Annotated in this window: 11 protein-coding genes; 7 read left to right on the top strand and 4 right to left on the bottom strand. The window is 45.1% G+C overall.

The window, feature by feature from the left end:
• Positions 1 to 766 precede the first annotated feature (766 nt).
• On the bottom strand, positions 767 to 1,078 hold the full coding sequence (locus FFM74_RS01720; protein WP_137624903.1) for a hypothetical protein: 312 nt from the start codon (positions 1,076 to 1,078) through the stop codon (positions 767 to 769).
• 48 nt (positions 1,079 to 1,126) lie between these two features.
• Positions 1,127 to 2,014 (bottom strand): LysR substrate-binding domain-containing protein, encoded by an 888-nt coding sequence (locus FFM74_RS01725; RefSeq protein WP_137624904.1) that lies wholly within the window; start codon positions 2,012 to 2,014, stop codon positions 1,127 to 1,129.
• A gap of 195 nt (positions 2,015 to 2,209) precedes the next feature.
• Between FFM74_RS01725 and FFM74_RS01730 the strand changes: the two genes are divergently transcribed.
• The 5 genes from FFM74_RS01730 (at position 2,210) to FFM74_RS13585 (ending at position 7,979) form a co-directional block, all read left to right on the top strand.
• The gene (locus tag FFM74_RS01730) at positions 2,210 to 3,856 is read left to right on the top strand and encodes a malolactic enzyme (protein WP_137624905.1); all 1,647 of its coding nucleotides are present in this window, start codon (positions 2,210 to 2,212) and stop codon (positions 3,854 to 3,856) included.
• A 62-nt stretch (positions 3,857 to 3,918) separates the two neighbouring features.
• Complete coding sequence (locus tag FFM74_RS01735; protein ID WP_137624906.1) at positions 3,919 to 4,890, top strand: AEC family transporter; 972 nt, start codon at positions 3,919 to 3,921, stop codon at positions 4,888 to 4,890.
• Positions 4,891 to 5,129: 239 nt separating this feature from the next.
• Positions 5,130 to 6,554, top strand: coding sequence for an amino acid permease (locus FFM74_RS01740; RefSeq protein ID WP_137625030.1), 1,425 nt, complete (start codon positions 5,130 to 5,132; stop codon positions 6,552 to 6,554).
• A gap of 609 nt (positions 6,555 to 7,163) precedes the next feature.
• Positions 7,164 to 7,760, top strand: coding sequence for an ECF transporter S component (locus tag FFM74_RS01745; RefSeq protein ID WP_137624907.1), 597 nt, complete (start codon positions 7,164 to 7,166; stop codon positions 7,758 to 7,760).
• A 72-nt stretch (positions 7,761 to 7,832) separates the two neighbouring features.
• Positions 7,833 to 7,979 carry a hypothetical protein gene (locus FFM74_RS13585; protein WP_171000620.1) on the top strand — a complete coding sequence of 49 codons (147 nt, stop codon included), beginning with the start codon at positions 7,833 to 7,835 and terminating at the stop codon, positions 7,977 to 7,979.
• Positions 7,980 to 8,049: 70 nt separating this feature from the next.
• Here the strand turns inward: FFM74_RS13585 and FFM74_RS01750 are convergent, their stop codons facing one another.
• Positions 8,050 to 8,226: a hypothetical protein gene (locus FFM74_RS01750; protein ID WP_137624908.1), complete on the bottom strand. Its 177-nt coding sequence runs from the start codon at positions 8,224 to 8,226 to the stop codon at positions 8,050 to 8,052.
• A 76-nt stretch (positions 8,227 to 8,302) separates the two neighbouring features.
• The gene (locus FFM74_RS01755) at positions 8,303 to 10,666 is read right to left on the bottom strand and encodes a KxYKxGKxW signal peptide domain-containing protein (protein ID WP_137624909.1); all 2,364 of its coding nucleotides are present in this window, start codon (positions 10,664 to 10,666) and stop codon (positions 8,303 to 8,305) included.
• A 459-nt stretch (positions 10,667 to 11,125) separates the two neighbouring features.
• Here FFM74_RS01755 and FFM74_RS01760 point away from each other — a divergent pair, with 459 nt between their 5' ends.
• On the top strand, positions 11,126 to 12,565 hold the full coding sequence (locus FFM74_RS01760) for a cytochrome ubiquinol oxidase subunit I (RefSeq protein ID WP_137624910.1): 1,440 nt from the start codon (positions 11,126 to 11,128) through the stop codon (positions 12,563 to 12,565).
• Entirely contained in the window at positions 12,558 to 13,553 is a 996-nt protein-coding gene (cydB, locus tag FFM74_RS01765) for a cytochrome d ubiquinol oxidase subunit II (RefSeq protein ID WP_137624911.1), read from the top strand. Before FFM74_RS01760 ends, cydB begins: the two co-directional genes overlap by 8 nt.
• Positions 13,554 to 13,601 lie beyond the last annotated feature (48 nt).

Raw genomic sequence — 13,601 nt, forward strand, 5'->3', positions numbered from 1 at the left:
GATTAGTTGATAGTGCCGCTTCCAGTCGCCACTGATGACATGCGGCCGTGGGAACGGTCCAAGCCAGGATCATCTTGGCCCTCGCCCGCAACCCTTGCAGAAAGCGCAAGTGTCCCGGACCGTCCGTGGCGTAACGCCGGCAAGAATCATGCCGACCCAACGCCACCTTCACGACCGATGCCATCAACGGCGACTTCCAGCTAATTTAACTGTTTTTAGGCTAGGTTTAGCGGAAGCATACCGGAGCGGAATCACCACTAATTTGGCGGTGCCCGTCGCCTACATGACAGTGTTTACGAGTCTTGTTGCCTGTGAAATTTTAGCGGCATCATAAAAATGCAACAGAAGGCGGTATTTTGCCTTTTGTTGCATTTTTTTATAGTGGATTAAAGGTTAAAAGACGTAAATTACCAATAAATGCTGTCGTACTAGTACATTTGTAGCGAAAAGAGGCCAGCTAGGCTAATTGTTATAACGTAAATGGTCCTAAAACAGCAAAGGGACTGTCTGTGAATTCGATTCAAAGCCGATAACCCAGTAAGATTAGACGGCCAATCTTACCGATATAGTACAACGAGTCTGATTGTCTTCGCTGAACCTAGTCCACTTTGATTAGCTGGAGGTTGCTGCTGATAGCATCGGTCGTGATGGTGGTGTTAATCGGCCGTTCTTGCCGATTTTACCCCACGGACGGTCCCACGACCGCATGTTATCGGGAGCAACCGGAAGTGGCAATTTTTACCTCTCAACTTTTTATTAGTCGAAATTAATCTTCCTGTTCAAACGATAGTTCCGTCATAGACAGCTCTAAATCATCTAAGACGTCATTTTCGCTGAGAAAATTTGCCCAAGCTTTTGGTGTTTGTTCACGCGTATGCGGCGCAATTTTTCCACGGATGTTTTCAATCACTTCATCAAGCATCTTGTCGGCTTGCCGATCAATTTCTGCTTCATTAAAACGACGCGCGGGCAAGCGGTCCATATTTTGCTTGTTTAAATAATCAGTACATTTTTCCATAAAAATGCTGACGACTTGTGAGTTCTCTGTTAGATATGTTTTTAAGGTGTCATTATCCAAAATAAATTCCTCCTACTTAGTTGGTTCAACTATAACACAGCAGCACGGCTAATCTGTTTCGAGGGTGCTGTGTAAAATCGTTAAAAGTTGTAATTGTGAGGGTGTCAAAATGTGTGAGGTGCGATAAACGATACTAGTGATGAACTCAGGTTGTTCATCATCAAGTAGTTCTAATCGAACGACATGATCATTATAATGATCGACCACGTTAGTTAAAAAGCCGACGCCGACATTTTCGGCAATGAGCTTCATGAGCACATGGGTGTCATTTGACCGAAAAACAATGTTTGGTCGAAAATGATTGCGACGAGTCAGTTTGTTGAACGCGTTGTTGTGAACAAAGTTACTCGTGAAGAACACAAAATCTTCATGCCGAAGTTCACTAAAGTACAGCCGCTTGCGGTTAGCCAATGGATGGTCGCGTGAGACAAAAATGCTAAAGGGTTGTCGGTCGAATTCTTCTGCCAGCAGGGTCTGATAGGAGAGGGGTTCGACGGAACCAAGCAGTGCCATATCGACGCGACCATTACGGACAGCTTCACGCAAGGCGATTGAGCCGCCTTCAACAGTCTGAATACTGGCTAAGAGCTCATTGTCAGCCAGTTTAGCCGCAATTTTTGGAAAATAGTGGTTTTCAATAATTGGTGGTAGCCCTAAGACAATCTGTTGCTGGGTTAAATTATGAATTTCTTGATGAGCAATGTTAAGCTGGCGCAGAATAATTTCCGCGTGTTCAGCTAATTGCTCGCCACTAGCCGTCGGGGTTAGTTCGTTGTGAACGCGATCGCGAATCATTAATTTGGTGTTGAAATCTGTCTCGAGGCGTTTGAGTGCCGTGGTAATCGTCGGTTGACTGACATTAAAAAAATTGGCAACTTTCGAAAAGTTTTTTTGTAAAATTAATTGATGAAAATAGTCCAAGTCTTTTGTGTTCATTTTAACTCCTTTAAAATCAACGTTTATAGTACCCTTATAAATAATATTTATATCATAGCATAGATTTGACTATATGTTTTACCACGCGCTAAACTGTTGTTTGTAAATTAATAAGGGCATTGTTTTGACCGAACGTGATGACAGACGGTAACTTATGAGATGTCAATTCGTTCACTTAACTTATTAGCCAAAAAAATGGAGGAATTAAGAATGACTCAAACTGCTGATACAATTTTAAATAACCCATTTTTAAATAAAGGGACGGCGTTTACGAAAGCTGAACGCCAACAATTAGGATTAACTGGGACCTTACCAGCTGCGGTCCAAACAATTGAAGAACAAACTACCCAAGCTTATGGTCAATTCCAAAGCAAAGCGACACGTTTGGAAAAACGGCTTTTCTTAATGAACTTATTCAATGAAAATCGGACATTATTCTATCATTTGATGGATCAACATGTCGTTGAATTCATGCCAATCGTTTATGATCCAGTTGTGGCTGATTCAATCGAACAATACAATCAATTATTCTTAGACCCACAAAATGCCGCCTTTGTTTCTGTCGATGCGCCGGAAGACGTTGAAGCAACCTTGAAGAACGCTGCGGAAGGTCGCGATATTCGCTTGGTCGTTGTGACGGATGCAGAAGGTATTTTAGGCATGGGTGACTGGGGTGTCAACGGGGTTGACATCGCCGTTGGTAAATTAATGGTCTACACGGCCGCTGCCGGTATCGACCCATCACAAGTCTTACCTGTTAGCATTGATGCTGGGACTAACAACCAAAAGTTGTTGGATGATCCAATGTATCTTGGTAACCGGCACAAACGTGTTTATGGTGACCAATACTATGACGTTATCGACAAATTTGTTGAAGCTGAACAAAAATTATTCCCAGAATCACTCTTACATTGGGAAGACTTCGGTCGTTCAAATGCCCAAGTAATTTTGGACAAGTATAAAGACAAGATTGCGACCTTTAATGATGATATCCAAGGGACTGGGATGGTTGTTTTAGCCGGTATCTTAGGCGCCTTGAATATTTCAAAAGAAAGTATCAAAGACCAAAAGATCTTATCATTCGGTGCTGGGACTGCCGGCATGGGGATTGCCACTCAAATCATGGACGAACTCATGCAAGCTGGTTTGACTGAAGCTGAAGCGAAGCAACATTTCTATGCGGTTGACAAGCAAGGCTTACTCTTCGATGATACCGAAGACTTAACCCCAGCTCAAAAAGGTTTTACCCGTTCACGGAGTGAATTTAGCAATGCCGACGAGTTAACCAACTTAGAAGCCGTTGTTAAAGCCGTTCATCCAACGGTTATGATTGGGACGTCAACCCAACCTGGAACCTTTACGGAAAGCATTATTAAGGAAATGGCTGCGCATACGGATCGACCAATTATCTTCCCATTATCAAACCCAACCAAATTGGCTGAAGCTAAAGCGGAAGATTTGATCAAATGGACGGATGGCCGGGCCTTAGTTGCAACTGGTATTCCAGCTGACGACGTTGACTACAAGGGTGTGACTTACCAAATCGGACAAGGGAACAACGCCCTCATGTATCCGGGACTTGGTTTTGGCTTAATTGCGTCAACCGCCAAAGTCTTGAATAGTGAAACGTTGTCTGCGGCTTGCCATGCTTTAGGTGGCATCGTTGATACGTCTAAGCCAGGTGCGGCTGTCTTACCACCAGTTGCGAAAATTACTGAATTTTCACAAAAATTGGCTGAAGTCGTTGCACAAAGTGTACTCGACCAAAAGCTCAACAAAGAACCGATCGCAAGTGCCAAGCAAGCTGTTGCTGACATGAAGTGGGTTCCTGAATATAAATAATTAGTGGTCGCCTGAGAGAGCGATTTGATGATTAAAAAAGTTGAAAGTGGGACTGAAAACTCATGGCTGTTTTATGGAATTCTATCCAAAGTGTGCTCGTGGTCGTTTTGATCATGGTCCTTGGATTTATCTTACGTCGTACCGGTTGGTTCGCAGATAGTTTTGCGGGGAATATTTCAAAATTCATTAAGAATATTGCTTTGCCAGCCTCAATTTTCGTGTCAGTATTAAGTCGTTTGACACGGGATCAATTAGGCTCATTCTCTGGCTACTTAGCGTACGCCTTCATTGCCGTTATTATCGGCTACTTGATTGCCTTCGCTTTAGTCAAGATTATGAAAATTCGTCCCGGCCGTAAAGGGATCTTTATCAATGCGGTCGTCAACGCCAATACGATTTTCATTGGCTTACCTTTGAACATCGCGTTATTCGGCGAAAAGAGTATGACTTACTTCTTAGTTTATTATATTGTGAACACTGTTTCGACTTGGGCGTTCGGGGTCTTCTTAATTTCTAACGATGATCCAACGAAGCCAAAGGAAAAGACGCACAACAAGATCGACTGGAAGAAAGTTATCCCAATGCCACTAGTTGGGTTCATCGTTGCCTTGGTCTTCTTGTTATTGAACATTCCGATTTTGAAGATTACGTTCGTTAACTCAACGTTGACCTATGTTGGTAACTTGGTCACACCACTGTCATTGATCTATATTGGGATCGTGTTAGCGGATGCTGGCCTAGGCAGTATCAAGTTTGACCGCGATACGGTGGTTGCCTTGATTGGTCGCTTCGTCTTATCACCAATCGTGATGATTGCGGTGATCATGGTTGCTGGTAACGTTGGTGCCAGCTTCCCAACCATGGCTTCACAAACCTTGATTGTGCAATCGGCAACACCAATGCTCGCTGTTTTGCCAATTTTGGCGAATGAAGCGCATGGCGATGTTGAATACGCCACAAATGTGGTGACGACAAGTACGGTCTTGTTCATCATCGTGGTACCAATCTTGATGACCTTGATTCAATTTATCTAGAATTAAAACTAAATTAAAAAAGGACTCGCCGAATTTGGCTGAGTCCTTTTTTGTGTCCAAATCTTAGCGTGACGATTGATTTTTGTTCAATCTAGCTAAATTGACTAAAATCGCACAATAACGCGCTTTCATTAAGGCTTTTTTGAAATAATAGCCGGATTTACTTGACTAATGTGCAGAAAATCAATAAAATTAACAACGTTATATTAATAAGAATTTAATTAGGAGGCACTCATTTGATGAAAGCATCTCAGCGGTTATTGGTTAAAAAACCAGTGAATCCCGCAAATTTTAATAAGGGCGGATTAGCGAAGTCACTCGATGCCTTTAGTTTAACCATGATGGGCGTGGGGGCGATTGTCGGTTCCGGGATTTTTATTACGCCCGGTATTATTGCCGCAAAATACGCTGGTCCAGCTGCGATGCTGTCATTTGTCATTGCCGCGGCGGTTTGTTCGTTAGCAGCGTTATGTTACGCTGAATTTGCTTCGACGATTCCATTGGCCGGGAGTGCATATACATATGTTTACACGGTTTTTGGTGAGTTTTTAGCTTGGATTCTTGGTTGGTCGTTGATTTCAGAATATTTATTTGCGGTGTCATCGGTGGCCGTGAGTTGGTCCGCCTATTTTCAAAATCTACTCAGTGGTTTCGGCATCAAGCTGCCAGAATTTTTGTCCGCCGCCGCTGGGACTGCCGGCGCACCACATGCCGGGTTCAATTTGATTGCGTTTGTGGTCGTCTTGGCAATCTCACTACTATTAGTCGGTGGGGTCCAAGAGTCGACACGGGTCAATTCAATCATGGTTGTGGTCAAGATTCTCGTGATTGTGCTATTTATTGGCGTCGCAATCTTCTTCGTTAAGCCGGCCAATTTTCATCCGTTCATGCCACATGGGGTGCACGGTTTGGTCAAAGGGGCTTCGTTGGCATTTTATGCGTATATCGGTTTTGATGCCGTCTCAACTGCGTCAGAGGAAGTTAAGAACCCGAAACGTGACATGCCGATTGGGATTATTGGCTCGCTAATTGTAGCGTCGATTTTGTACGTGGCAATGGCGGCTGTCTTGGTCGGTGTCGTTCACTACACAAAATTAAATGTCGGTGATCCAGTGGCTTATGCTTTGGCCGTGATTCATCAAAATTGGGCTGCCGGAATTGTGTCATTAGGCGCGGTAGTCGGGATGACGACCGTCTTGATTGTGATGCTCTACGGCGGCACGCGCTTGCTCTTTGCAATTAGTCGTGACGGCTTGTTACCAAAAGCCTTTCGGACCTTGAGTGCAAAAACGAAGGTTCCCGTTAAAAGCACTTGGATTTTTGGCGTGATTGCTAGTATTTTTGCCGCGGTGATTCCATTGGATAAGATTGCGGAATTGGTGAATATTGGGACTTTATTCGCGTTCGCGATGGTGTCAATTGGCGTGGTTTTCCTACGCAAACATGAATCATTACAACAAATCAATAGTTCATTTAAAGTGCCATTTTATCCAGTACTGCCGGTTGTCTCATTCTTAGCCTGCATTTACTTGATGATTAACTTACAAATTTTCACTTGGCAGATGTTTGGTATCTGGATTACGATTGGCATTATTATCTACTTTATTTATAGCTATCATCATTCACGAATTCGGGCAGAATTGCGTGAAGAAGAGACTAAATAAGTTGGTGTTTGCTACTGATTGCTTCCAGCCGCCACTGATAACATGCGGCCGTGAGACCGGGTCAAGCCTGAGAAACGTCTTGGCCCTCGCCCGGAACCCTTGCACAAATCGCAAGTGTCCCGGACCGTCCGTGGCGTAACGCCGGCAAAAAACATGCCGACCCAACGCCACCTTCACGACCGATGCCATCAGCGGCGACTTCCAGCTAATTTAGCTGTTTTTAGGTTAGGTTTAGCGGAAGCAGGCAGAAATCGTTGTGCTGTGTTGGTAAGATTGGCCGGCGGTCTTGGCTGCCTAATCTTACAGGGCGATTTAAAGACGTGGGTTATCGGCTTTAAATCGAAGTTGCAGACCGCACTATGGCTGCGACTGTCCCACCATAGCACAGCGATTTCTGTCTGCTGAAGCGGAATTACCACTAATTTGGAAGTGCCTGTTGCCTATATGACAGTGTTTACAAGTTCTCTTGTCCTTTCAACCTATAGTTAATCAACTAAAATTGAGCCAAGAAACGAGTCCAGTAGGGCTCGTTTTTTGTAGTGTCAGTTTTCATCACATGCTATAATTGAGCTTATTCTTAACGGCGAATCATTTTGGGAGGGATCACGGATGCGGCGAAGGTCCAACGCATATCATATTAGTATCTTGGCAGTCTTAATTGCCATTGTTATTATTCAAAATGTTGTCCCATTTTTTGGTTACATTCCAATTTTAGGCCTAAGTTTGACGACGATTCATGTGACGGTGATTGTGGCGGCCGTGGTCTTAGGACCAAAAGATGGCGCAATTGTCGGTGCCGCGTGGGGGTTGATTGATTGGCTTAGGGCATTCATTGCGCCAACCAGTGCACTCGCACCGTTAGTTTTTACAAATCCATTAGTTTCGGTAGTGCCACGGATTTTGATTGGCGTGGTAGCCGGCTGGGTTTTCATTATGCTTAAAAAACGGGTTTCAACACCACTCAGCTTGACGCTTGCCGGCGTGGCTGGGTCATTAACGAATACGTTATTAGTTCTGGGCTTAATTGGCACGTTGTATCGGCATGCGGCGGCTGGGTTTTATCAAGTTAATCTGAGCAAATTGATGCCGTATATTTTGGGAATTGTTGGCACCAATGGGGTACCCGAGGCCATTCTGGCTGGAGTTTTAGTGCCACTGATTGGTGGAGCCTTGTTACGGTATCAGCACGGTACAGGACGAATTTAGCACGTCTGTTCTGACATGAGGAATCCTTTTTTACTCTGAGCATCATTCAGAAAACTAAGGTGGCAAGCAAGTATGAACTATTTAATCTTTGGCACAGAATTGGTTGTGATTTTTCTGTGGCTGTTTTTCGGCCCGCATCAGTTTTGGTTAGCACTCATCGGGGTGGTTGTAATTATTTTAATTTCTCAATTTTTTCATCAATTTTTGAAGGCGCGCTAATGGTTAAGTCGTTCAATGTCTTGGTAAAACTAAAAAAGCGGATTTGAGGTCAGTCCTCAAATCCGCTTTTTTAGTTAACTGCTGTAAATTGCTTTTGACTAATGATCACCTTGTTGTGGTACTTGTCCACAATTTCAGGATCAGTGCTTTCAAACGTAATCAAATAAGAATTAACATAGGCTTTAGCGATTTCACCTGTAAAGTCTTGACCTTCAAGCTTAAAGGTCACTTTTGTGCCGATAGTCATGCGTTAGCCTCTTCTCTGGTTAATGCTTTTAAATATAGCACGGATTAACTGAAAGTCAATCGAAGTGAGTAGTCGCTTAACTAAAGATTCTTGCAAAACGACGGCGCAAACCAATAAATAAGCCAGCGGCCATGGCCACCAGACTAGCGCCTAAAGCGGCGAGACCGGTTTGGGTTTGGTCATCAGTTTGCGGCAAGACAGCGGTGGTTGCAGCCGTTTGGGTGCTAGCCGGCTGAGCAGCTGTGTGACCGGCGTCTAGCGTCGCGTGAACCGGAACAACGGCGACGCTCGTGTGATCACCAGCAACAGTAGTGTCTCGAAGTAAGCTGGCTATCACGGTCGAGCCACTGTGATCATTTGCCACTAATGAACCGTCAACTTGTGCTAAAGCGGCTTTGATTGTGGCTTTTTGTGCCGCCATCCGTGCGGCTTCGTGAGTTGCGGCAGCGTCTGACTGCGCCTTGATCGTCGTGCCTGTCGTGGCATTACTGTTGAGATCGTCAGCGGCGACCGTGGGGGTTGTCTCAGCTGTGCCGTTATTTTCAACTGTCGTTGTCGTCGTTTGGTCAGGACTAACGACCTCGCCAGTATCCACATCGGTCGGGGCGGTGGCGTCATCGAGGGTCTCATCTTCAGTTTCGGGTAAGACGACTGGTGTTTCATCGCTACCGAGTGCCTCAGCTAAAAATGAGGTCAAATGGGCCGTATATTGCAAAACAGCACCATTAGCCATGGCATGCCCGCCAACTTGGCCAGGTAAAATCCAAACTTCTTTGATTTTAGAATTATTGGCCGCGGCTAATTGCAATGAATTAGTATAAGGAATAAAACTGTCGTCTTCGGTATGAATCAACATTAATGGGACGGTGACTTGGCTAGCCGCGGTCACGCCGGAAATATCCGCTAACGAGAAACCTTGCTTTGCTTGTAACTCGTTGTTGATTTCACCCAAAATCTTATCATAAGACAGGAATGGCAAACTCGTGATTGCGGGCAGGCCAAAAGATTGTAGCTTAGTTGAGACAGCCGCAATCGCACTCTGATAAAGGGTGCTGCCAAGGCCAGGCATTGTGGCGTAGCCGGCATCGGCAATCACCGCCTTAACTGATTTGGAGAGGCCGGGAACGGATGCTGCTTCAATCACGGTGTCGGCACCCAGTGATTGACCGTAGAAGACCACTTCACTGTTGGCCCCATTGCGGGCATCCACTTTTTTAACCCAGTTAAGCCAATCATATTTATCTTGGTAACCAAAAGTAATATCGTTGCCATCGCTCAAAAATTGGCCACGCTGACTTGGCATTAAGACGTTATAGCCTAAGTCATACCAAATTTTAGAAACGTAACCGATCCAGTCAGGTTCTTCAGTCCAGCCTTGCCCGATGACGACTGTTTTAGTTGAGTCGCCATTTTGAATATAGGTGGCGCGAACGAACTGCGTCGGGTCATTATATTCTGGTAGTTCCCAAGTTTCTTTCGCAACGTTTTGATACCAAGCCACTGCCGCTGGATAGTAAGTTTCAGAAGCGGCCCGATCAGCGGCATAGGCCACAGGATCTAACCCGGTCCAAAAATCTGATACCGCATAGCGGCTAGGATCCAGTAGTGTCCGAAATTTAGAAAGCGCTTGCGAACCTGAACCAGTGAAGGCGACTTGATAGAGGGCTTTACCAACGAGTTTGCTGGCAATGTCAGTTGGCAGTTCAGTCAGATTGTTGATCAGTTCGTCTAGTTTGGCTTTAACTGCTGGTAATTGGGGACTGTTTTCAGCTGTGGCCCCTAAATCTTGGACGGCGGCGACGATATCGCTAACGTCGAGCGTGACAGTTTTAGTCACGGTTTTGGTCGTTGTATCGACACTCTTCCAAGTGACGCTATAAGGACCATTGCTAGTCACAGTGATGGTGCCATGGTTATCAAGTTGTGTGTCGTCAGTCGTGTAAACTGGTCCATGTGGATTGGCGGCGACCGGTCGTGCAGCCGTCGCTGGTGCGGTGGTGGCAGCTGATTGTGCTGCCACACTTGCTGCGGTTGTCGGCTGTTCACTAGTGGGATCAGTCACCTCGGCCGCGGCCGTGGTTGGCTGTGACGTTTCAGTTGCCGCTGCAGTGGTCGGTTGTTGGGCAGTGTTACTGTCAGGAGCGACGGTTGGTGTTGTTGACGGCGCGGTCGTCGTGGCCGACTCAGTTGCTGGTTCAGCGGCAGTAGTTGCGGCCGCGGTAGTCGGATTAGTTCCCGTTGTTGGTTGGGTGGCAGTTGGCGTCGTTAGGGTGGTTGGTGCCGCCGTGGCGGTGAGGGCATTGGTTGCTGCTAAGGCGTTGGTCGTTAACATTAAACCGCTGCCTAAGCCAGCCATCGTGATACCAGCGTACACCCAGCGTCTCCCGGACTTAAACATTTTGAAATGGGTGGTGGACATCCCCGAAGTTGTTCGATTCATATACTTACTCCTCTTAATAATTTATTCTATTCGACATTATGAATATACCATGTGAAAATGCGTTTAGTTCAATTTACGCAAGGATTTGTGAACGAATGGGGTAGGTTTCAGTGAACGGGGGCATTTGTTCATAGCTGTAACAATTACCGACTTGAAATGATTGACAAAACGCTGATATAGCGGTGTTTTGTGAAAAATCACCGGATTGTCAGTTTGTGTAAAACTATTCAAACCGGCGCTATTTCAGCGCTCAAACACGATTTAGGCGTCAATAACTGTCAACTAACAAACTGATTAATGAGGACTGACGCGGGTTTGAAAATTAGGGTATTTGACTATTTTTACAATAAAAGTTGAGATTGATTGAAATTTCACTTATCAGTTGATATGATAGGGGTGAATCGATTGGTTCCGCTTACGCAGGTGAACCAACTAGTTTAATAAAAAGGGGGGACCACTATGAATCTCGGATTAAGTATTATCTCCTTAGCTCGTTTTCAATTTGCGATGACCACGGTGTTTCATTTCTTCTTTGTGCCATTATCAATCGGGTTAGCACTAGTTGTTGCAATTATGGAAACGGTTTATGTTGTGAAGAAGGATATTCTTTATAAACATATGGCGCAATTCTGGGGACGGATTTTCTTACTTAGCTTCGCGGTTGGGGTTGTTACTGGGATTATTCAGGAATTCCAATTTGGGATGAATTGGTCTGATTATTCACGTTTTATGGGTGACATTTTTGGGGCGCCACTAGCGATTGAAGCGTTAGTTGCGTTCTTCATGGAATCCACGTTTATTGGTCTTTGGATGTTTGGTTGGGATCGGTTCAACGCCAAAATCCATTTAGCGTTTATTTGGTTAACATCGATTGGGACGATGATCTCAGCGATGTGGATTTTAGCAGCGAACAGTTTCATGCAAAATCCAGTGGGCTTCATGATCAATGCCAAAACTGGTCGGGCACAAATGACGAGTTTTAGCGCGGTCATCAAGAATCCACAACTTTGGGTTGAATTACCACATGTTTTGTTTGGGGCATTCGTAACTGGGTCGTTTGTCGTTGCTGGGATGGCGGCATTCTCATTGCTCAAGAAAAAGAATGTCAACTTCTTCCGTAAGTCACTCAAAGTCAGCTTGATTATTGGCTTAGTGGCGACGATTGGTGTCGTTGCCGTTGGTGATTTACAAACGCGTTACATCATTAAAGAACAACCGATGAAGTTTGCCGCTACTGAAGGTCTGTACAAGGACTCCGGTTCACCAGCCGCATGGTCGGTTATTTCAAGCATGGATACTCAGAATCACAAGACGAATTGGTCGATTGATGTGCCATATGTGTTGGATATTTTGAGTTACCATAAGTTGTCTGGGAACGTTAAGGGTCAAAATACGTTGAACAAGGAATTCCATGCCAAATATGATAAAAAGTTTGGCAAGAACATGAATTACTACGTGCCAACGAAGACCTTGTTCTGGAGCTTCCGGGTGATGACAATTTCTGGCGGGGTCTTTGCGCTGATTGCGATTATTGGCTTGCTCTTTAATCGTGCTAGCTCAGACCTCATCATTCGTCAACGCTGGTTCCTATGGGTCTTAGGGATTTGTACGTTCTTACCATTTGCGGCAAATACAACAGGTTGGTTGATTACTGAATTGGGTCGTTATCCATGGGTTGTCTATGGTCTTTTGACGATTGCCGACGCGGTTTCACCGAATGTCAGTGTGGCGTCCTTATTGATTTCTAATATCGTTTACTTCTGCGTCTTCAGTGGCTTAGGGATTGTCATGATTGTCTTATCACGGCGTGCCTTACATGAGGGGCCAGATGATCTGTTAAAAGCAACTGATGACGCACCATATGATCCTTATGGTAAGGGGGCGCTCAGTCATGAGTAACTTACAATTATTATGGTTTGTCCTAGTTGGCGTGCTGTTTAGTGGGTTCTTCTTCCTTGAAGGGTTCGACTTTGGCGTTGGGATGACGATCAAGAGTTTGGCTCAGACGCGTGCTGAACGCGACGTTGTGATTCATACCATCGGTCCGCATTGGGATGCCAACGAAGTTTGGTTGATTACGGCTGGTGGAGCGATGTTTGCCTCATTCCCAATGTGGTATGCGACCTTGTTCTCAGGGTTCTATCTAATTCTGTTATTGATCTTGGTTGCCTTGATTATGCGTGGTGTTTCGTTTGAATTTCGTAGTCGAATGGAAAGCGATGCCGGTCGGAACTTCTGGGAATGGGCAGCTGCAATTGGCAGTTTCTTGGCAGCATTCCTGTTTGGGATGATGTTTACGGCGATGGTCAAAGGGATGCCGATTGATGCGCATGGTGATATGACGGCTCACTTTACTGATTACGTGAACTTGTTCTCGATTGTCGGTGGGGTCGCTGTGACCTTACTCTGCTACCTCCATGGGTTAAACTTTATTCGGCTAAAGACGACCGGTACTTTGCGTGCGCGGGCATTACAGTGGGCGAAACCATTATATTGGGTCCTCTTTGCCGGTGAAGTGGTCTTTGCGATTCTCTTGTATTTCAATACCGATTTCTTTACGAAAAAACCAATTTCAACTTTGATTTTGGTCGTTGCCTTGGTCGTATTGACTTGTTTAGCCACTTGGGGCGTTTACGGGAACCACGAATGGTTATCCTTTATTAGCAGTGGCTTATCCTTGATTGATGTGGTTGTCCTCTTGTTCAATGGCTTGTTCCCACGAGTCATGGTCGCGAACAATGCGGTTAACAGTATTTTAATTAAGAATGCGTCTAACTCACCGTACACCTTGCATTTGATGACAGTGATTGCGCTAAGCGTGCTGCCAATTATGCTCGTCTACTTCATTTGGAGTTACTGGGTCTTTTACAAACGCTTAGCCTCCTAAATGAGTTTTAACCACCAAATCATTAAAGCGGTGGTACAATTAAATTGC

Origin of the sequence: Lactiplantibacillus pingfangensis, from assembly GCF_005404945.1 — a bacterium.
Taxonomy (GTDB): Bacteria; Bacillota; Bacilli; order Lactobacillales; family Lactobacillaceae; genus Lactiplantibacillus; species Lactiplantibacillus pingfangensis.